Annotated in this window: 16 protein-coding genes and 2 tRNA genes; 13 read left to right on the plus strand and 5 right to left on the minus strand. The window is 69.0% G+C overall.

Annotation, left to right across the window (positions count from 1 at the left end):
- Nucleotides 1-25 precede the first annotated feature (25 nt).
- Entirely contained in the window at nucleotides 26-1345 is a 1320-nt protein-coding gene (locus tag ACLJQ7_RS16620) for a serine/threonine-protein kinase (RefSeq protein ID WP_410649095.1), read from the plus strand.
- Between the two features lie 48 nt (nucleotides 1346-1393).
- Nucleotides 1394-1780: a hypothetical protein gene (locus ACLJQ7_RS16625; RefSeq protein WP_410649096.1), complete on the plus strand. Its 387-nt coding sequence runs from the start codon at nucleotides 1394-1396 to the stop codon at nucleotides 1778-1780.
- On the opposite strand, the gene ACLJQ7_RS16630 is transcribed toward ACLJQ7_RS16625, so the two are convergent.
- Both ACLJQ7_RS16630 and ACLJQ7_RS16635 read right to left on the minus strand, forming a co-directional pair.
- Entirely contained in the window at nucleotides 1773-1949 is a 177-nt protein-coding gene (locus ACLJQ7_RS16630; RefSeq protein ID WP_410649097.1) for a hypothetical protein, read from the minus strand. The two genes, ACLJQ7_RS16625 and ACLJQ7_RS16630, sit on opposite strands and share 8 nt — an antisense overlap.
- Before the next feature lie 60 nt (nucleotides 1950-2009).
- Nucleotides 2010-2552, minus strand: coding sequence for a type 1 glutamine amidotransferase domain-containing protein (locus ACLJQ7_RS16635; RefSeq protein ID WP_410649098.1), 543 nt, complete (start codon nucleotides 2550-2552; stop codon nucleotides 2010-2012).
- A gap of 100 nt (nucleotides 2553-2652) precedes the next feature.
- Between ACLJQ7_RS16635 and ACLJQ7_RS16640 the strand changes: the two genes are divergently transcribed.
- Entirely contained in the window at nucleotides 2653-3660 is a 1008-nt protein-coding gene (locus ACLJQ7_RS16640; protein WP_410649099.1) for a DNA topoisomerase IB, read from the plus strand.
- Here the strand turns inward: ACLJQ7_RS16640 and ACLJQ7_RS16645 are convergent.
- Nucleotides 3643-5220: a SpoIIE family protein phosphatase gene (locus tag ACLJQ7_RS16645; protein WP_410649100.1), complete on the minus strand. Its 1578-nt coding sequence runs from the start codon at nucleotides 5218-5220 to the stop codon at nucleotides 3643-3645. The two genes, ACLJQ7_RS16640 and ACLJQ7_RS16645, sit on opposite strands and share 18 nt — an antisense overlap.
- A 130-nt stretch (nucleotides 5221-5350) precedes the next feature.
- On the opposite strand from ACLJQ7_RS16645, the gene ACLJQ7_RS16650 reads away from it, so the two are divergent.
- Entirely contained in the window at nucleotides 5351-10030 is a 4680-nt protein-coding gene (locus ACLJQ7_RS16650) for a HAMP domain-containing protein (protein WP_410649101.1), read from the plus strand.
- Between the two features lie 115 nt (nucleotides 10031-10145).
- On the opposite strand, the gene ACLJQ7_RS16655 is transcribed toward ACLJQ7_RS16650, so the two are convergent.
- Nucleotides 10146-10219, minus strand: a tRNA-Gly gene (locus ACLJQ7_RS16655).
- A gap of 84 nt (nucleotides 10220-10303) precedes the next feature.
- Between ACLJQ7_RS16655 and ACLJQ7_RS16660 the strand changes: the two genes are divergently transcribed.
- The 9 genes from ACLJQ7_RS16660 to ACLJQ7_RS16700 all read left to right on the plus strand — a co-directional run bounded on the left by ACLJQ7_RS16660 (nucleotide 10304) and on the right by ACLJQ7_RS16700 (nucleotide 18349).
- A tRNA-Pro gene (locus tag ACLJQ7_RS16660) sits at nucleotides 10304-10377 on the plus strand.
- Between the two features lie 152 nt (nucleotides 10378-10529).
- Nucleotides 10530-10976: a GNAT family N-acetyltransferase gene (locus tag ACLJQ7_RS16665; protein WP_410649102.1), complete on the plus strand. Its 447-nt coding sequence runs from the start codon at nucleotides 10530-10532 to the stop codon at nucleotides 10974-10976.
- A 42-nt stretch (nucleotides 10977-11018) separates the two neighbouring features.
- A complete protein-coding gene (locus tag ACLJQ7_RS16670; protein WP_410649103.1) occupies nucleotides 11019-12185 on the plus strand; it encodes an ROK family transcriptional regulator in 1167 nt (388 codons plus the stop codon).
- Between the two features lie 90 nt (nucleotides 12186-12275).
- On the plus strand, nucleotides 12276-13295 hold the full coding sequence (locus ACLJQ7_RS16675) for an ABC transporter substrate-binding protein (protein WP_410649104.1): 1020 nt from the start codon (nucleotides 12276-12278) through the stop codon (nucleotides 13293-13295).
- Nucleotides 13292-14053: an ABC transporter ATP-binding protein gene (locus tag ACLJQ7_RS16680; RefSeq protein ID WP_410649105.1), complete on the plus strand. Its 762-nt coding sequence runs from the start codon at nucleotides 13292-13294 to the stop codon at nucleotides 14051-14053. Before ACLJQ7_RS16675 ends, ACLJQ7_RS16680 begins: the two co-directional genes overlap by 4 nt.
- Nucleotides 14053-14889: an ABC transporter permease gene (locus ACLJQ7_RS16685; protein WP_410649106.1), complete on the plus strand. Its 837-nt coding sequence runs from the start codon at nucleotides 14053-14055 to the stop codon at nucleotides 14887-14889. Before ACLJQ7_RS16680 ends, ACLJQ7_RS16685 begins: the two co-directional genes overlap by 1 nt.
- Complete coding sequence (locus tag ACLJQ7_RS16690) at nucleotides 14886-16208, plus strand: LLM class flavin-dependent oxidoreductase (RefSeq protein WP_410649107.1); 1323 nt, start codon at nucleotides 14886-14888, stop codon at nucleotides 16206-16208. The genes ACLJQ7_RS16685 and ACLJQ7_RS16690 overlap by 4 nt, the downstream gene beginning before the upstream one ends.
- A complete protein-coding gene (locus tag ACLJQ7_RS16695) occupies nucleotides 16205-17107 on the plus strand; it encodes a TauD/TfdA dioxygenase family protein (RefSeq protein ID WP_410649108.1) in 903 nt (300 codons plus the stop codon). The genes ACLJQ7_RS16690 and ACLJQ7_RS16695 overlap by 4 nt, the downstream gene beginning before the upstream one ends.
- Nucleotides 17108-17134: 27 nt before the next feature.
- A complete protein-coding gene (locus ACLJQ7_RS16700) occupies nucleotides 17135-18349 on the plus strand; it encodes an RNA polymerase sigma factor (RefSeq protein ID WP_410649109.1) in 1215 nt (404 codons plus the stop codon).
- Here ACLJQ7_RS16700 and ACLJQ7_RS16705 read toward each other — a convergent pair.
- A complete protein-coding gene (locus ACLJQ7_RS16705) occupies nucleotides 18346-18792 on the minus strand; it encodes a nuclear transport factor 2 family protein (protein ID WP_410649110.1) in 447 nt (148 codons plus the stop codon). The two genes, ACLJQ7_RS16700 and ACLJQ7_RS16705, sit on opposite strands and share 4 nt — an antisense overlap.
- Nucleotides 18793-18795 lie beyond the last annotated feature (3 nt).

The following is an 18795-nucleotide window of genomic DNA, read 5'->3' on the forward strand; positions in this document are numbered from 1 at the left end:
GGCCGGTGAGACGGAGGTAGCACCGATGGACGACGCGGGTGCGCGTACTGGTGGTGATGAGGAAGAAGACCCCGGGACCACTCAGCGCCGGTTCAGCCTGAACGTCCACGACCCGGACCATCTGCCGCGCAGGCTCGCCGGCCGGTACGAGGTCGGGGAACTGCTCGGCCGCGGCGCGACCGCGCGTGTCTTCCGCGCCTGGGACCTGCGCGAAGGGCGCGAAGTCGCGCTGAAACTCTTCCACGCGGACACGATGGTCAGGGACGAACGCCGCCGCGAACAGGAGATCCAGACCCTCAGCGCGGTCCGCCATCCCGGGCTAGTCCCGCTGTACGACGCGGGCTCCGACGACGGCTACACCTACCTCACGATGCGCTTGGTCGAAGGCCCGAACCTGGCCCAGCGCCTCCGGTCGGGCCCGCTCCCCCAGGACGAGGTCGTCGAGCTTGCCGCCCGGCTGACCGACGCGCTCGCGCACGTCCACGCGCACGGCATCACCCACCGCGACCTGAAACCGGCGAACATCCTGATCGCCGAAGACGGCCCGTTGATCGGCGACTTCGGCGTGGCGCACGCCTTCGACGCGACCAGGGTGACCGAGACCGGCGGGGTCGTCGGCACGGCCGCGTACATGGCACCCGAACAGGTCCGCGGCGAGAACGTGGGCCCGCCCGCCGACATCTATTCGCTCGGCCTCGTCCTGCTCGAATGCCTGTCCGGGGAGCGGGAGTACACCGGGACGCCGGTGGAGGCCGCGGTCGGGCGGCTGCACCGGCCGCCCCGGATCCCCGGCGGGCTGTCGGTGACCATGACGACCTTGTTGCGCGGGATGACCGGGCGGAAGCCGGCCCAGCGTCCGACGGCCGCGGCGATCTCGCGGATCCTGCTGGAGGATTCCACCGGGACGAAGGTGGTCCGGCTCGCGCCCGCGACCCGTAAACGGGCGGCCGTGGTCGCCGCCGTCAGCGCGCCCGCCGCCGCGATCACCCTCGGTGTCATGCTCGTGCTCAACCAGACCGGGGCGCCCGCGCCCGCCCAGCCGGGCGGAATGCTTCCCCCGGCGGCGACCGGCTCGTCCGGCCCGGTCGCGGGCCAGGGACCGCCATCCTCGGAGGCCGTCGAGGTGCCCACCCGCGGCCCGAAGGCGAGCAACGGCACGGTCGTGGTCACTGAAGCCGTCCCGGCCACCGCGAATCAGCCCGGCGCCACCGGGAGCACCGGCGCCACGCCGACCCCGGACGGCACGACCGCTTCGAGCGACCGGCCGACCACCCCGACGAAGCCGACCAAGACCAAACCCCGGCCCCCGACGACCAAGAGCGACAGGCCAGGGCCGCCCGGCTGAGCGATCGCGCAGCAGGATGTCCATTGTGGACGATGATGGGAGACGGCGATGACCTACATCAACGACCCGCGAGAGCCGCAGGAAGAGATCGTCGAACGGACACCCACAAGGATCCGCGTCGTGCGGGTCGTCAACGCGATCGTCCATGCGGTGTGCTGGATCTTCGCACTGGTGCTGATCGTGCACATCCTGCTGGTGTTCGGCGAGGCCAATCCGGGGAACGGGTTCGCGCAGCTGATCGACCAGTGGTCGCGCGCCGTCTCGCTCGGGCTGCGGAACCTGTTCACCCCGGACGGCCCCAAACTCCGCACCCTGTTCAACGACGGTCTCGCCGCGTTGCTGTGGCTGATCATCGGCGGCGTGGTGACCGACCTGGTCTCGCGGATCGGCCTCCCCGGCCCGAAACGGGTCTGGTACCGGCGCTCGCTCAGTTGAGCGAGCCCGGTCTCGCTTCCGGGGCGTCACCCGCCTGGGCCTGCTCGGCCTGGACATCGGTGACCTCCGGGGCGGCCGCGGTCTCCGCGGGTCGCGGGTGTTCCGGCTCGTGCTCGGTGTCGAAATGCTCACGGCACCAACGGCCGTAGCGTCTGGCATGCACGGTCATCGCGGCACCTCCTTCTCCCGCCACCCACGATCCCTCAGATCTGTGACGTGCGCCACTCGTTTACCCGGCGAATCCAGTGACGATCGCGGCGCAGAACGCGGGCAGGTCGTCCGGATTGCGGCTCGACGTCAGGTTGCCGTCGGTGACGACCTCCTGGTCGACGACGGTTCCGCCGGCGTTGCGGATGTCGGTGCGGATGCTGGGGTACGACGTGAGCGTGCGGCCGCGGACGACGTCGGCCTCGACCAGCGTCCACGGGCCGTGACAGATCACCCCGACGGGTTTGCCGCTGTTCACGAAGTCGCGCACGAAGCGGACGGCGTCCTCGTCCGCGCGTAGATTGTCCGGATTCATCGTGCCGCCGGGCAGCACGAGCGCGTCGAAGTCGTCGACCGTGACGTCCTTGACGACGCGGTCCACGGTGAACTTGTCCGCCTTGTCGATGTCGCCGTTCATGGCCTGGATCTCGCCGGGCTCCAGCGAGACCACTTCGGCCGTCGCCCCGGCGTCGGTGACCGCCTTGCGGGGCTCGACCAGTTCGACCTGTTCCACGCCGTCCGCGGCCAGGATGGCCACGCGGCGTCCGTTCAGCGATGTCGCCATCGGATTCCCTCCTGAGGTCGTCGTTCGCTCTCGGACTACCCCGGAGGAAGAGCGCCGAACCCTGGGCATGAACCGCGATCACGCCGGGTATCCGCCGCTCATGCGACTTCGGCGAGCGGACCTCGGGTCCCCCGGTGTCCGGAGGCGGCGCAGAGGTCGTGGCTTCGGCTACCTGACCTCGGACGGCGAGCCGCTGACGGACGGGGAAACGATCGAGCGGATCAACGCGCTGGCGATCCCGCCCGCGTGGCGGCGCGTGTGGATCTCCCCGCACGAGAACGCCCACATCCAGGCGGTCGGGATCGACGACGCCGGCCGGAAGCAATACCTCTATCACCCCGAATGGCGGCGGACCCGGGACGAGGAGAAACACGAGCGTGTCCTCGCCCTGGCGCGAAAGCTGCCCAAACTGCGCGAAGCGGTCCAGGACGATCTCGACTCTCGCGGCCTGAAGCGGGAACGCGTGCTCGCCGGCGCCCTCCGCATGATCGACCTCGGGGTCTTCCGCACCGGCGGCGAGAGCTACGCCGACGAGCACGGCACCCACGGAGTGGCGACGTTGCTGTGCGAGCACGTCGAACTCCGCGGTGATTGCCTGGTGTGCGACTACCCCGCGAAACACGGCATCCAGCGGAAGGTCCGGCTGCGGGACGACGCACTGGTGCGGCTGGTCCGCTCACTCCGGCGGGTGCGGGGCGGCGACGTGCGCCTGCTCGCCTACCGCGACGGTGACGGCTGGCACGAGGTCAAGGCCGACGACATCAACGACCGGCTCCGGGAAATCGTCGGCGACGGCTTCACCGCCAAGGATCTGCGCACCTGGAACGCCACGGTCCTGGCCGCGGCCGCCTTCGCGGGCCTGGACAAGCCGTCCAGTCAGCGCGGCCTGAAACGGGTGGAGAAAACGGTGATGACCGAGGTGGCCGAAGGGCTGGGCAACACCCCTGCCGTCGCCCGCCGGTCCTATGTGGACCCCCGCGTGGTCACCGCCTATCACGAGGATCGGACCATCGCGCGCGCCACGCGACGGGCCGAGAAGGCCGCCGATCCCGACGAGGCCCGCGACATCGTGGAGCGGGCGGTGGTGCGGCTACTGGACGGGGCGTGAGGCTTCGATGGCGAGGACCGCGATGTCGTCGTGCGTCCCGCTGCCGAGCCATTCCCGTACCGCGGAGCGGACCCGGGCGACCACCTCGCGGCCGGACATCCCCTGGCAGCCGGCCAGCAGTTCCCGCAGCCGCTCGTCCCCGAACAGGTCCGAGGGCCGCTCGTGGTGGCGAGCTTCGGTGATCCCGTCGGTGTAGAGCAGGCAGACGTCACCCTCGGCCAGCCGGATGGCCGTCTCGGCGAACCGGGCCTGCGGCGAGATCCCGACCAGCGTGCCGGGCAGGGTGATCTCGTCGACCCCGCCGCGGCGGCGCACCACCAGCGGCGCGGGATGCCCGCCGGAGGCCAGGGTGACACCGAGACCTTCTTCGCCAGCCTGCACCGAACCGAGCACCAGCGTGGCGAACCGGCCGCTGCCGCCGGTGATGAGCAGGGCGTTCAGCAGGCTCAGCAACGTCGTGTTGTCGTGCTCGACGAGGTCGAGCGCGGCGAGGGACTGCCGGACCCGGCCGGTGAGCGCGGCCGCCTCGGCACCCTTGCCGCAGACATCGCCCAGGACGAACATCGCGCCGCCGCCTTCCCGCGGCAGGACGTCGTAGAAGTCGCCGCCGACGTCGAGCAGACCGCCCGAGGGCTCGTACCAGACGTCGAACTTGGCGCCGTGGACGTCCGGGGGCGGCGTCGGGCGCAGCGTGGTCTCCAGGCCTCGCGTGGCCTCTTCCTGGCGGGCGTAGCGGTGCGCGTTCGCCAATGCCGTCCCGGCGGCGCGGGCGAACTCGGTCACCGCTCGCGGGTGGTCCTCGCCGAACGCGGGCGCGCCACGCCTGCCGAGCACCACCGCGCCGGTGACCCCGGCTCCGCCGTCGAAGCCCAGTGAAACCACGGTCACCGACGAATGGACGGCGAGCCGTTCCGCGACCATCGCGGGCAGGGCCGCGATCTCCTCCTCCGGGACCGTCTTGGCCTCGATCCCGTCCGTGGAGGCGAAGGTACCGGCGAGCACCGGCGCCAGCTGGGCGGGGACGCGCCTGATCCGGCCGTGCCCGTGGGTGGTGCGGTTATCGCAGCTCCACCACTCCCACCGGCCGCGGGTGGTCGGCAGCAGCACGAAGACACAGTCCGCGAGTTCGGCCGCGGCGACCTCGGCGATCACCTTCGCCGTCCCGTGCCTGCCCCGCGCGGAGGCGAGCCGGGGCGCCGAAGCGGCGAGGAAGCCGTCCACGCGCGGGCCGTCGGCCGCGACCGCGGAGGTCACCGTCCACGCGTGCCAGCCGCCGGGCAACGTCCGGATCCGGGCCGGGAACCGGCGGCCGGTGTGCTCGACATGCCCGACGTCGGGGCCTTCGGCGGTCAGCACCGGGCGGCCGCCGCCGAACAGCTCACGGGCGGCCGGATTCGACCAGCGCAGCGCGCCGCCGACGTCCTGCACGAGCACCGCGTCACGGACGTCTTCGAGCAGCTCACGCCAGAACCGCCCGGACTCGGGCAGGGCTCCCTCGCTCGTCGGGGGCGACGACTCCGAGGGGAGCGACGTCGAGGCCGGGGCGGGCCGTGACACCATTCCCGGACCTCCTCCTGCCTTGCGGGTAGCGCAGTGTGAGCGGGCGGACTGGCTCGAAGTGTAGGTCGAATCATGGCACGCTGATGCGACGACCATGGCTTGGCATGCGTGGTGGAGAGGGTCGACACAGATGACACAGCACTCCCAAAGGGACCGGCTCCCCGTGGAAGGTGGTGGCGGCCAGGTGGACGAAGCGACCCTGGAACGCCTGCTCGCGGCGGCTCGTGACCTCGGGGACGGCAACTTCCGGCGGCGGCTCGTGGCGCACGGAGACGGGCTCGCGGCCCAGCTCGCGGGCGCCTTCAACGACATCGCCGAACGGAACCAGCGACTGGTGGCCGAACTCCTGCGCGTCCGCGAGGCGGTCGGCAAGGAAGGCAGGCTGACCGAGCGGGTGGCGGCCGAGATCGGCCCCGGCGGCTGGGCCACCGCGGTCGACGTCGTCAACGGGCTGATCGAGGACGTGAGCAGGCCCACTGCCGAGCTCAACCGCGTCCTCGGTGCGGTCGCCGAGGGTGATCTGTCCGAGCCGATGCCGCTGGAAGTCGGCGGGCGGCCGCTGCAGGGTCAGTTCGCCGAAGTCGCGAAGACGGTCAACGGCCTGATCAAACAGCTTTCGCGGTTCGCGACCGAGGTCACCAGAGTGGCCCGTGAGATCGCCACCGAAGGACGGCTCGGCGGGCAGGCCGAGGTCCCTGGCGTGGCGGGCACCTGGCGTGATCTCACCGACAACGTCAACGTCATGGCCAGCAACCTGACCGACCAGGTGCGCAACATCGCCCAGGTGACCACCGCGGTGGCCCGGGGCGACCTGACCCAGAAGATCAACGTCGACGCGCGCGGCGAGATCCTGGAGCTCAAGAACACCGTCAACATCATGGTCGACCAGCTCTCGGCGTTCGCCGACGAAGTGACCCGGGTGTCCCGCGAGGTCGGCAGCGAAGGCCGTCTCGGCGGCCAGGCGCAGGTCCCCGGCGCCGCGGGCACGTGGCGCGACCTCACCGACTCGGTGAACCTGATGGCGGACAACCTGACCGACCAGGTCCGCAACATCGCCCAGGTGGCCACCGCGGTCGCCAAGGGCGACCTCTCGCAGAAGATCAACGTCGACGCCAAGGGCGAGATCCTCGAGCTCAAGAACACCCTGAACACGATGGTCGACCAGCTGTCGGCGTTCGCGGACGAGGTCACCCGTGTCGCCCGCGAGGTCGGCAGCGAAGGCCGTCTCGGCGGTCAGGCGACCGTGCCGGGCGTGGCGGGCACCTGGCGCGGGCTCACCGACTCGGTGAACCAGATGGCCGACAACCTGACCGACCAGGTCCGCAACATCGCCCAGGTCACCACCGCGGTCGCCAAGGGCGACCTGACGCAGAAGATCACGGTCGACGCGCGCGGCGAGATCCTCGAACTGAAGACGACCGTCAACACGATGGTCGACCAGCTCTCGTCGTTCGCCGACGAGGTCACGCGGGTGGCGCGCGAGGTCGGCACGGAAGGGCAGCTCGGCGGCCAGGCACAGGTGCCCGGCGTCGCCGGGACCTGGCGCGACCTCACCGGGTCGGTCAACTTCATGGCGAACAACCTCACCGCGCAGGTCCGGAACATCGCCCAGGTGGCGACCGCGGTGGCGAAGGGCGACCTCTCGCAGAAGATCGCCGTCGACGCCAAGGGCGAGATCCTCGAACTGAAGAACACGCTGAACACCATGGTGGATCAGCTGTCGGCGTTCGCGGACGAGGTCACCCGCGTCGCCCGCGAGGTCGGCAGCGACGGACGGCTCGGCGGTCAGGCGCAGGTGCCCGGTGTGGCCGGGACCTGGAAGGACCTGACCGACAACGTCAACTTCATGGCGAAGAACCTGACCGACCAGGTCCGCAACATCGCCCAGGTGACCACCGCCGTCGCGAAGGGCGACCTGACACAGAAGATCATCGTCGACGCGCGCGGCGAGATCCTGGAGCTCAAGAACACCGTCAACATCATGGTCGACCAGCTCTCGGCGTTCGCCGACGAAGTCACCCGGGTGTCCCGCGAGGTCGGCACCGAGGGCAAGCTCGGCGGCCAGGCACAGGTGCGCGGCGTCGCCGGGACATGGAAGGACCTCACCGACAACGTCAACGTCATGGCCACCAACCTCACCGACCAGGTACGGAGCATCGCGACGGTGACGACGGCGGTGGCGAACGGCGACCTGTCGAAGAAGATCTCGATCGACGCGCAGGGCGAGGTCGCGGTCCTCGCCGAGACGATCAACAGCATGGTCGAGACGCTGCGCGCGTTCGCCGACGAGGTCACCCGGGTCGCCCGCGAGGTGGGTACGGAAGGCATCCTCGGCGGCCAGGCCCGCGTGCCGAACGTCGCGGGTACGTGGAAGGCGTTGACGGACAACGTGAACGTCATGGCCGACAACCTGACCGGCCAGGTCCGCAGCATCGCGACGGTGACCACCGCGGTGGCGCAGGGCGATCTGTCGAAGAAGATCGACATCGACGCGCGTGGCGAGATCCTCGAACTCAAGACGACCATCAACACGATGGTCGACCAGCTGTCGGCGTTCGCCTCCGAAGTCACCCGTGTCGCCCGCGAGGTCGGCACGGACGGCACGCTCGGCGGTCAGGCGGAGGTGCCCGGTGTCGCGGGCACGTGGTCGCGGCTGACCGAAAGCGTGAACCAGCTCGCCGGGAACCTGACCACTCAGGTGCGGGCGATCGCGCAGGTGGCCACCGCGGTGACGGCCGGCGATCTGACCCGGCACATCACCGTCGACGCGTCCGGGGAGGTGGCCGAACTCAAGGACAACATCAACCAGATGATCGCGAACCTGAAGGAGACCACCCGCGCGAACCGCGAGCAGGACTGGCTCAAGACCAACCTGGCCAGGCTGTCCGCGCTCATGCAGGGGCACCGGGACCTCGCGTCGGTGGCGTCGCTGATCCTGTCCGAACTGACCCCGCTCGTGTCCGCGCAGCAGGGCGCGTTTTTCCTCGCCCGCGAAGACGAGCAGGAAGAGGTGGTGCTGGAGAGCATCGCGACCTACGGGCTGGCGAAATCCCAGACCGGGCTGCGGTTCTCCCCCGGCGAGTCGCTCATCGGCCAGGCCGCCGTCGACCGCCGCACGATACTGGTCCACGAAGCCCCGCCGGAGTACGCGCTCATCTCCTCAGGGCTCGGCTCGGCCGCTCCGGTGAACGTGATCGTGCTGCCGGTGCTGTTCCAGGGCGAGGTCCTCGGAGTGTTGGAACTGGCGACCATCAACGCCTTCAGCACCGTCCACATCGACCTGCTGGAGCAGCTGAAGGAGACCATCGCGGTCAACGTCAGCACCATCCAGTCGAACTCTCGCACCGAGGCGCTGCTGACCGAATCCCAGCGCCTGGCACAGGAACTGCGCGCCCGGTCCGAGCAGTTGCAGGCGCAGCAACGGGAACTGCGCCGGTCCAACACGGATCTGGCGGAGAAGGCGGCGCTGCTGGCCCAGCAGAACCGCGACATCGAGGTCAAGAACAGCGAGATCGAGCAGGCGCGACAGGAACTCGAAGAGCGCGCCGGACAGCTGACCATGGCCTCGCAGTACAAATCCGAGTTCATGGCGAACATGTCGCACGAACTGCGGACGCCGCTCAACAGCGCGCTGATCCTCGCGAAACTGCTTTCGGAGAACCCGGACGGGAACCTGTCGGAGAAGCAGATCCAGTTCGCGCGGACGATCTACTCGGCGGGCAGCGACCTGCAACAGCTGATCAACGACATCCTGGACATGGCCAAGGTCGAGGCCGGTCACCTGGACCTGCAGATGTCCGACGTCACGCTGCCCGAGGTGGTCGAGTACGTCGAATCGATCTGCCGACCGCTCACTTCGGACAAGGGTCTCGAGTTCGCCGTCCTGATCGACCCGCCGGTGCCGTCGTCGATCCACACCGACGAACACCGCGTACAGCAGGTGCTGCGGAACCTGCTGTCCAACGCGGCGAAGTTCACCGACGAGGGCGGCGTGCGCCTGCACATCCGGATGGCCGATTCGGGCGAGGTCGAAGCCGACTCGCTCCGCACCGCCCCCGGCGTCCTCGCGTTCGCCGTCGAAGACACCGGGATCGGCATCGCGCCGGACAAACTCGCGATCATCTTCGACGCGTTCCGCCAGGCCGACGGCACCACCAGCCGCAAGTACGGCGGCACCGGGCTGGGCCTGTCGATCAGCCAGCAGCTGACGGAACTGCTCGGCGGCGAACTGCGCGTCCGCAGCGAACCCGGCAAGGGCAGCACGTTCACGCTGTACCTGCCGGTGAGCGCGTCGAACCTCGTCGTCCCGACCGCCGCCGCGGCTAGCGGTGTCCCGCTGATCATGGCCGTGCCGCAGGTGGCCCCTACCGCGCCGTCACAGCGGTTCCACGGCGAGAAGATCCTGATCGTCGACGACGACCTCCGCAACGTCTTCGCGCTGGCCGCCGTGCTGGAGCGCAACGGCCTGGAAGTCATCTACGCCGAGACCGGCGTCGCCGGCATCCGGGCGCTGGAACGGCACGAGGACACCGCGCTCGTCCTGATGGACGTGATGATGCCGGAACTGGACGGCAACGCCACGATCACCGCCATCCGCGCCGAGGCCGCGCACGAAGACCTGCCCGTGATCGCCGTCACGGCGAAGGCGACCGCGGAGGACAAGGCGCGAACGCTCGCTTCGGGCGCGGACGACTACGTGACCAAGCCCGTCGACACCGACAAGCTGCTGGACCTGATCGCCGCGCACCTCGAGGCGGACGCCGCCTCCAGTGGCCTCTCGCAGGCCGTGGCGCCGTCGGACTCCGACTGAGCCGCGGTTCTCGTGAGTGGTCAGGACGGTTCTAACCGTCCTGACCACTCACGAGAAAGGCCCGGAAACGAAAGAACCCGCAGGCCAGGCGCCTGCGGGTTCTGCTGTGGAACGATGGAGCGGGTGACGGGAATCGAACCCGCGTAGCTAGTTTGGAAGACTAGGGCTCTACCATTGAGCTACACCCGCGTGCCCCCGGAGTACCGGGTGCGAAAACAGCTTAGCGTGACCCGCTAGGCTGTGCGCACACCCCCCGGGAGATCGGGGAAGTCACGGGATGTGGCGCAGCTTGGTAGCGCATCCGCTTTGGGAGCGGAGGGTCGCAGGTTCAAATCCTGTCATCCCGACTCAAGGGGCCGGACCTGCGGGTCCGGCCCTTTTTCGTACCGGATCACGCGTCCGGCCTCGGCGAGTCCCGGCTCCGATCACGCGAGTTCGCCGCCTGGACACGCGAGTCACGCCGAATCACACCGGTCCCCGGACCGGCAAGATGGCGATCATGGAGATCCGCCACGCCCTCAGCACCGACGCCCCCGCCGTCACAGCACTCCTCGCCGAGCTGGGTTACCCGGACAACAACGAGACCGACGTGCGCGGCCGGCTCGAACGCTGGGCCCGCCATCCCGAGGGTGCCGCGTTCGTCGCCGAGGTGGACGGCGCGGTCGTCGGCGTCGTCGCGGTGGTCGCGATCCCGCTTCTCGAGCGGCCGGGTTCCGGCGGGCGGATCGTGGCCCTGGTGGTGGACGAGACCCGTCGAGGAACGGGCATCGGACGCGAGCTGGTCGCCGCGGCCGAGGTGGAGGCGCTCCGCTTGGGTTGCGACACCATGGAGGTCACCAGTTCCCGCCACCGGACCGCCGCGCACGCCTTCTATCGCGCGCGGGGATACGAGGACCACTGTGAGCGCAGCGCCCGGTTCATCCGACGGCTTGCTCCCGGATGTTGAGAGCCCTAGGCCCGCCGGCACCCGCTTGCGAACATCTGCATCGTGACCGGCAGGCGGAGCGCCAGTGCCAGCGCGGTGCTCCGCGTGGTGCTGGACGAAGGGGCGATCGCGCGCAGCACCATCGCGCGCCGCACCGGGCTGAGCGCCGCGGCCGTCACAGGGCATGTGGCGGAGCTGATGCGCCGTGGGTACCTCACCGAGCTTCCCGAGGTCACCGGCGCGGTCGGCAGGCCGTTCGTGCCGGTCGACCTCGACACGGAACGGTTCGTGGTGTGCGGAGCGCATGTCGCGGTCGACCAGCTCACCGTCGGGCTGCTGGATCTGCGCGGGAAAGTGCTGGTGCAGCACGAAACCCCGCATCACGGCGCCGAGCCCGCCGTGCAGGTCGCGCAGATCGCGGAGCTGCTCGACGACCTCCTCGTCGGACACGCGCCGGAGCGGACGCCGCTCGGGTTGGGGGTGGCGACCGGCGGGTGGGTCGACGAGTCGTCGGGAACCGTGGTGGAGCACGGTCTGCTCGGCTGGCACGGGGTCCCGCTGCGCGATCTGCTCACCGAGGTCACCGGTCTCGACGTCCGCGTCGACGGGCATTCGCGGGCGCTCATCCACGCCGAACGCCTCCTGGGACAGCCGAGGGCGCGCCGCAGTGTGGTGCAGTTGTTCACCGGCAACGTGGTCGACGCCGCCTTCGCCACCGGCGACACCGTCCATCATGGACCGCGGTCGGCGGCGGGCGCGGTGGCGCATCTGCGGGTCGACGACAGCGAGGAACCTTGCGCCTGCGGGCGTTCCGGCTGTCTCGAAGCCACCGTGTCCGAGCGCACGATCGCACGCAAGGCCGTCGAAGCACAGATCATCGAAAAACCGATCTTCGCCGACGTGCTCCGCTTGGCGGCGTCGGGGAACAAAAGCGCCATCGCCCTTTTTCACGAGCGCGCGCGCATTGTCGGACAGGCCGCCGCATTGCTCTTCGACGTGCTCAATCCGGAAATCCTCATCGTGCTCGATCAGAGTGTACGTGACGTCGAAGGCTGCCTTTCCACGATCCGGGATGAGGTCGCCCGACGCTCCTGGATCTGCCAGTCCCCTCAAGAAAACGTTGTGGCGTCGAGCTTTCCGGGAACCGAGCTGGCGACCGCGGGCGGAGCGGTCATGCTGAACGCCCTCTACGAGGATCCGCTTTTCGTCACCCTCGCCAACGCCTCCTGAGTTACTTCACTAAATCGCAAAATTGACGCTCTCCACCGGGCCTGCGAAGAATCTTCTTCATCGACGCATACCCGAACGAAAGAGCCCACCGTGAAGAAACCAGTGCCCTTGATCGCCGCGCTCCTCGCCGGATTGGCGCTGTCGGGCTGCGGCGCCTCCGCGAGTCCGGCGGGCGTGGCCGGGCAGCCCGAGAAGCTCGAACTCCGCTACCAAGGGTCGGCGAACAACGTCACGTTCCCCGAACTCGCCGAGGACCTCGGGTACTTCGGCCCGGTCGAACTCAAGTGGGTCGGCAACACGATCAGCGGACCGCAGGACATCCAGTCCGCCGCGACCGACCAGACCGACTTCGGCGGCGCCTTCACCGGCGCGGTCGCCAAACTCGTCGACGCCGGCGCCCCGATCAAGGCCGTCGTCAATTACTACGGCTCCGACGAGAAGACCTTCCTGGGCTTCTACGTCAAGGAAGACAGCCCGATCCGCACGCCGCGTGACCTCATCGGCAAGAAGGTCGGCGTCAACACCGTCGGCGCGAACCTGGAGGCCGCCCTCGACACCTGGCTCAAGCGCAGCGGCCTCTCCGACGCGGAGATCGACCAGGTGCAACTGGTCGTCCTTCCGCCGATCAACACCGAACAAGCCCTGCGCAACGGCCAGATCGACGTCGCCGCGCTCAACGGCGTCCTCCAGGACCGCGCCCTCGCCGGAGGCGGTGTGCGGCCCATCGTGAAGGACGTCGAGGCGTTCGGCCCCTACAACGGCGGCCCGTACGTGCTGCGGACCGACTTCATCAAGAAGTACCCGGAGACCACGAAGACCTTCGTCACCGGCGTGGCCAAGGCGATCGAATGGGCGCGCACCACACCACGCGACGAGGTCATCGCCCGGTTCACCAAGATCATCCAGAACCGCGGCCGCAACGAGAACACCGACACGCTCAAGTACTGGAAGAGCACCGGCGTCACCAAGGGCGGGCTGATCTCCGACAACGACTACACGCTCTGGACGGACTGGCTCAAGCAGTCCGGGTTCATCAAGAACGACCAGGTCGACCTCAAGAAGATCTACACCAACGAATTCAATCCGTACCGCGAAGGCGGTGGCGCATGACCGCCAAGATCAGTCTCCGCTCGGTCACCAAGACCTTCGACACGCTGACCGCGCTGGACGACGTCTCCCTCGACATCGAGGAAGGCACGTTCCTCTCGCTGGTCGGGCCGAGCGGTTCCGGCAAGTCCACGCTGCTCGACCTGCTCGGCGGGCTCGCGAAGCCCACCTCCGGCGAGGTGCTGATCGACGGGAAACCCGTCACCGGGCCCGGTTTGGACCGCGGGGTCGTGTTCCAGCAGTACGCGCTGTTCCCTTGGCGCACCGCACGCGCCAACGTCGAGTTCGGTCTCGAAGGCGGCACGCTGACCAAACGGCAGCGCGCGGACAGGGCCAGGGAATTCCTCGACCTGGTCGGGCTTTCCGGCTTCGAAGACCATCTCCCCCACCAGCTTTCCGGTGGCATGAAGCAACGCGTCGCGATCGCGCGAAGCCTCGCTTACGACCCGGACGTGCTGCTGATGGACGAACCGTACGCCGCGCTGGACTCCCAGACCCGCGAACTGCTGCAGGAAGAACTGCGGCGGATCTGGCTGCGCACCGGCAAGACCATCGTCTTCATCACCCACAGCATCGAAGAAGCCGTCTACTTGGGACAGAAGGTCGCGGTGCTCACGTCGCGGCCGGGCAGGCTCAAGGACGTCGTCGACATCGACCTCGGTGACCGTTCGAACGACGACCTGCGCTCGGCACCCGCGTTCGTGGCCCATCGCCACCGGCTGTGGGAACTCCTGCACGACGAGATCCGGAGGGCCGCCTGATGACCGCCACCCTCGAGGCGCCAAAAGTCCACACAGGACCGAAGGCCGTCGCGAAACCGCGCAAGAAGAGCAAGCTCAGCATGGCTTTCCGCAGTTCGGCGGCGATCCTGCTCTTCCTCGCCATCTGGGAGCTCGCTCCCCGGTACGTTCTCGACGAGGGCACGAGGACCTTCCTTCCGCCGTTGTCGGAAGATCTCGCCGCCCTCTGGGAACTGATCCTTAACGGGCAGCTGGCCGACCATCTGCTGGCCAGTCTCGGCCGGTCCGCCGCCGGATTCGTCATCGCGGTGGCCGTCTCGGTACCGCTCGGCCTGCTGATCGCCTGGTACCGGCCACTCGCGGAATTCCTGAACCCGCTGCTGGAGCTGGCCCGCAACACCGCCGCGCTGGCCCTGCTGCCGGTATTCACGCTCCTGCTCGGCATCGGCGAGGTGTCCAAGATCGCGCTGATCGTCTACGCCTGCGTCTGGCCGGTGCTGCTCAACACGATCGCCGGGGTGAACACCGTGGATCCCTTGCTGGTCAAGGCGGCGCGCTCGCTCGGGCTGTCGAGTCCGAGCCTGTTCCGCAAAGTGATCCTGCCGTCGGCGGTGCCGACCATCTTCACCGGTGTCCGGATGGCGGCGGCGTACTCGATCCTCATCCTGATCGCCGCCGAAATGGTCGGCGCGAAGGCCGGGCTCGGCTATCTGATCAACAACTCGCAGGTCAACTTCCAGATCCAGCAGATGTACGCCGCGATCATCACGGTTTCGGTGCTGGGCCTGGCCATCAACGCGGGTTTCGTCGCGCTGGAGCGGCGGTTCTCCACCTGGCGGGTCAAGGAGAAGGCGTGAAACACCTACACCTCAACGCGTTCGTGATGCCGAACGGTCATCACGAGGCGGCCTGGCGGCATCCGAGCACGGATCCGCACCGCGCCGCGACACTGAAGCACTACGTCGACATCGCCCGCACGGCGGAACGCGGCAAGCTGGATTCGCTGTTCCTCGCCGACGGTGTCGCGTTGTGGGGCAACGTCCGCTACAACTCGCACACCCTGTTCGAGCCGCTGACGCTGCTTTCGGCGCTGGCCGGGGCGACCGAGCGCATCGGCCTGATCGCCACCGCGTCGACGACCTACAACGAGCCGTACCACCTGGCCAGGAAGTTCGCGTCACTCGACCACCTCAGCGGCGGGCGCGCGGGCTGGAACATCGTGACGTCGGCGGGTGAGGACGAGGCCCGCAACTTCAACCGCGACGCCCGGCCGTCGCACGCGCTGCGCTACGAACGCGCCACCGAATTCGTCGAAGTCGCCAAGAAACTTTGGGACAGCTGGGACGACGAAGCGGCCGTCATCGACAAGGCGAGCGGCGTCTACGCCGACACCGACCGCATCCACCCGATCGACCACGACGGCCCGCATTTCCAGGTGCGCGGGCCGCTAAACATCCCGCGGCCGGTACAGGGGCACCCGTTGCTGGTCCAAGCGGGTTCGTCGGAGACGGGCAAGGAGTACGCGGCCCGGTTCGCCGAGGCGGTGTTCACCGCGCAGCAGACTTTCGCCGAGGGCAAGGCTTTCTACGACGATGTCAAGGGCAGGCTCGCGAAGTACGGCCGCTCGCCGGAGGAGATCAAGATCTTGCCTGGGATCAGCCCGATCCTGGGTCGCACCGAGGCCGAGGCGAAGGACCGCGAGGCCGAACTCAACGCCCTCATCACGCCCGCGTACGGCGTGCGGCAGCTGTCGACCATGCTCGACCACGATCTGACGCCGTACCCGCTCGACGGTCCACTGCCCGACGTCGGCATGTTCACCGAAGGCGCGCAGAGCCGATTCGAGCTGGTCACGGGCCTGGCGCGGCGCGAGAACCTGACCATCCGCCAGCTGATCGAGCGGCTGGCGGGCGGGCGAGGGCACCGCGTCTTCGCCGGCACCGCCACGCAGGTGGCCGACCAGCTGGAGCACTGGTTCACCGAAGGCGCCGCGGACGGCTTCAACGTCATGCCTCCCACGCTTCCCGGTGGTCTCGAGGATTTCGTCGACCTCGTCGTCCCCGAACTGCGAAAGCGCGGGCTGTTCCGCACCGAATACACCGCCACGACCTTGCGGGGCCACTACGGCCTCGCCCGTCCCGCCACCCGCACCCCAGTGAAGGAGCACGCCGCATGACCGCCCTCAACACCCAGGTCGAGGTCCGCAAGATCACCGGAAGGATCGGCGCGCAGGTCCTCGGCGTCGATCCGGCCAAGGAACTCGACGCCGCGACCGTCGCGTTCGTGACCGAGGCCCTGCACGAGCACAAGGCGCTCGTCTTCCGCGACGTCGATCTCGACGACGCGGGCCAGCAGCGGTTTGCCGAGCACTTCGGCGAACTGACCAAGGCACACCCGACCGTTCCCTCGGTCGATGGTGAGCCCGCCATCCTGCCGGTCGACAGCGAGCAAGGTCGCGCGAACCAGTGGCACACCGATGTCACCTTCGTGCTCAACCCGCCGAAGGCCAGCACACTGCGCAGCCTGGTCGTACCGCCCTACGGTGGCGAGACGCTGATCGCCAACTCGGCCGCCGCGTACCGGGACCTGCCAGGGCCGCTTCGGGCGTTCGCGGACACGCTGCGTGCCGAGCACACCAACGACTACGACTACGCGAAGGCACCGGAAACCCTCGACGACGCGGAGCAGGAACGTCGCAAGGTGTTCGTCTCGCGGAAGTTCCGCACGGTTCACCCGGTGGTGCGAGTCCATCCGGTGACCGGGGAACGCGGCCTGTACATCGGCGGGTTCGCGCAGCGGATCGCCGGGCTGTCCAAGGGCGAGTCGCGGGACATCCTGCGGCTGCTGCAGTCCTATGTGACGCGGCCGGAGAACGTCGTCCGGGTGAACTGGGAGCCGAATCAGCTGGTGCTGTTCGACAACCGCATCACCCAGCACTACGCCGTCGACAACTACGACGATCTGCCGCGCCGCCTGCACCGGGTGACCGTGGCGGGCGACGTCCCGGTGGGCATCGACGGGGTGCCGAGCGAATCCCTCGAAGGCGACGCTTCGCACTACTCCCCCGTCGCCTGATTCCCTGAATGGGGTAAGACTGGCGTCGTGAAGGACGATCGTCAGGTGGAAGCGCTCCTGCGGGAGCTGGCCCCGCAGGTCATCGGGTTGCTGGTGCGCAAGCACGGGCAGTTCGACGCCTGCGAGGACGCCGTCCAGGAAGCCCTGCTCTCGGCCGCGCAGCAATGGCCGGAGCAGGGCATTCCGGAGAGTCCGAAGTCCTGGCTCGCGACGGTCGCCACGCGGCGGCTGGTGGATGAGTGGCGCAGCGAGAGCGCACGACGACGGCGCGAGGAAAACGACGCGCTGACGGACCTCGCCCCGTCCACCGTGTCCGAATCGGACGACACGCTCACCGTTCTTTTCCTGTGCTGCCACCCTTCCCTGTCCCCGCCGTCGCAACTCGCGCTCACCCTGCGCGCCGTCGGCGGCCTGACCACGGGCGAGATCGCGAACGCCTTCCTCGTCCCGGAATCGACGCTGGCCCAGCGGATCAGCCGGGCGAAGCAGACCATCAAGAAGGCGGGCGCCGAGTTCGTCCTGCCGCCCGCCGGGGAACTGGCCGAACGGCTCCGCGTCGTCCTCCAGGTCCTGTACCTGATCTTCAACGAGGGCTACACGACCAGCGGCGGCCCCGAACTGCACCGCGCGGATCTGACCGCCGAGGCGATCCGGCTGACCAGGCTGCTCCGGCGGCTCATGCCGGACGAGGACGAGGTCACCGGCCTGCTCGCGCTCATGCTGCTGACCGACGCCCGGCGCGCCGCCCGCACCGGTGAAGACGGCTCGCTTGTCCCCCTCGCCGAGCAGGACCGTTCGCGCTGGAACGCGGAAGTGATCGCGGAAGGCGTGTCGCTGGTGAGCGAGGCTTTGGCGGCGGGCCCGGTCGGGCCGTACCAGCTGCAGGCCGCGATCGCCGCCGTCCACGACGAGGCGGCCACCGCGGCAGGCACGGACTGGTCGCAGATCCTCGCGCTCTACGACGTGCTCGAGAAGGTCTCGCCCGGCCCGGTCGTCACGCTCAACCGCGCCGTCGCGGTCGCCGAGGTCAACGGGCCGGAAGCGGGCCTCGAACTGCTGGCCACGCTCGACGGCGACAGCCGGATGAGCCAGACCCACCGGCTCGATTCCGTCCGCGGGCATCTGCTGGAACTGGCCGGGGACACCGGCTCCGCGCGCGAGGCCTACCTCCGGGCCGCCGGCAAGACCGCGAGCGAGCCCGAGAAGCAGTACCTGACCCGGCGCGCGGAGCGGCTCGGTTAGGCGCTGTCCTTGCGGGCGGTGGCCATGGCGCGCTCGGTTTCCCAGAACGCGCGCATCGACACGATCAGCCCGTCCTCACGCACCCGGTAGACGAACACGCCGTCGGTGTCGACGCGGTAGCCGCCGGGCAGGTACGTCGTGATGGTGCCGACGTTCGCGACCTCGTCACCGGCCGCGTGCGAATCGCGGATGGTGAACTGGAAGCGTTCGACGTTCGCGATCGTCTTGTCCCAGAAGGCACTGATCCCGTCCTGACCGTGGTGACCCTTGCCCTCCTCGTCGAACATCGACGGGCCGATGGGGTCTTCGACCACGGCGTCTCCGGCGAAGAGCGCGAGCCAGGCGGCCTTGTCCCCGGCGGTGACGGCGGTCATCGAGCGGAACGCGGCCTGGCGCGCGGGCGGCTGCGCGGCGGCCGGATCCCAGCAGACGTCGACACCCATGGT

Origin of the sequence: Amycolatopsis sp. cmx-4-54 (assembly GCF_046548895.1) — a bacterium.
In the GTDB taxonomy this organism is placed as follows: Bacteria; Actinomycetota; Actinomycetes; order Mycobacteriales; family Pseudonocardiaceae; genus Amycolatopsis.

What these genes read in the sequence shown, in the direction of transcription:
- ACLJQ7_RS16620 (WP_410649095.1), top strand. Translation starts at nt 26, where the DNA reads ATGGACGACGCGGGTGCGCGTACTGGTGGTGATGAGGAAGAAGACCCC.
- ACLJQ7_RS16625 (WP_410649096.1), top strand. Translation starts at nt 1,394, where the DNA reads ATGACCTACATCAACGACCCGCGAGAGCCGCAGGAAGAGATCGTCGAA.
- ACLJQ7_RS16630 (WP_410649097.1), bottom strand. Translation starts at nt 1,949, where the DNA reads ATGACCGTGCATGCCAGACGCTACGGCCGTTGGTGCCGTGAGCATTTC.
- ACLJQ7_RS16635 (WP_410649098.1), bottom strand. Translation starts at nt 2,552, where the DNA reads ATGGCGACATCGCTGAACGGACGCCGCGTGGCCATCCTGGCCGCGGAC.
- ACLJQ7_RS16640 (WP_410649099.1), top strand. Translation starts at nt 2,653, where the DNA reads ATGCGACTTCGGCGAGCGGACCTCGGGTCCCCCGGTGTCCGGAGGCGG.
- ACLJQ7_RS16645 (WP_410649100.1), bottom strand. Translation starts at nt 5,220, where the DNA reads ATGGTGTCACGGCCCGCCCCGGCCTCGACGTCGCTCCCCTCGGAGTCG.
- ACLJQ7_RS16650 (WP_410649101.1), top strand. Translation starts at nt 5,351, where the DNA reads ATGACACAGCACTCCCAAAGGGACCGGCTCCCCGTGGAAGGTGGTGGC.
- ACLJQ7_RS16665 (WP_410649102.1), top strand. Translation starts at nt 10,530, where the DNA reads ATGGAGATCCGCCACGCCCTCAGCACCGACGCCCCCGCCGTCACAGCA.
- ACLJQ7_RS16680 (WP_410649105.1), top strand. Translation starts at nt 13,292, where the DNA reads ATGACCGCCAAGATCAGTCTCCGCTCGGTCACCAAGACCTTCGACACG.
- ACLJQ7_RS16685 (WP_410649106.1), top strand. Translation starts at nt 14,053, where the DNA reads ATGACCGCCACCCTCGAGGCGCCAAAAGTCCACACAGGACCGAAGGCC.
- ACLJQ7_RS16695 (WP_410649108.1), top strand. Translation starts at nt 16,205, where the DNA reads ATGACCGCCCTCAACACCCAGGTCGAGGTCCGCAAGATCACCGGAAGG.
- ACLJQ7_RS16705 (WP_410649110.1), bottom strand. Translation starts at nt 18,792, where the DNA reads ATGGGTGTCGACGTCTGCTGGGATCCGGCCGCCGCGCAGCCGCCCGCG.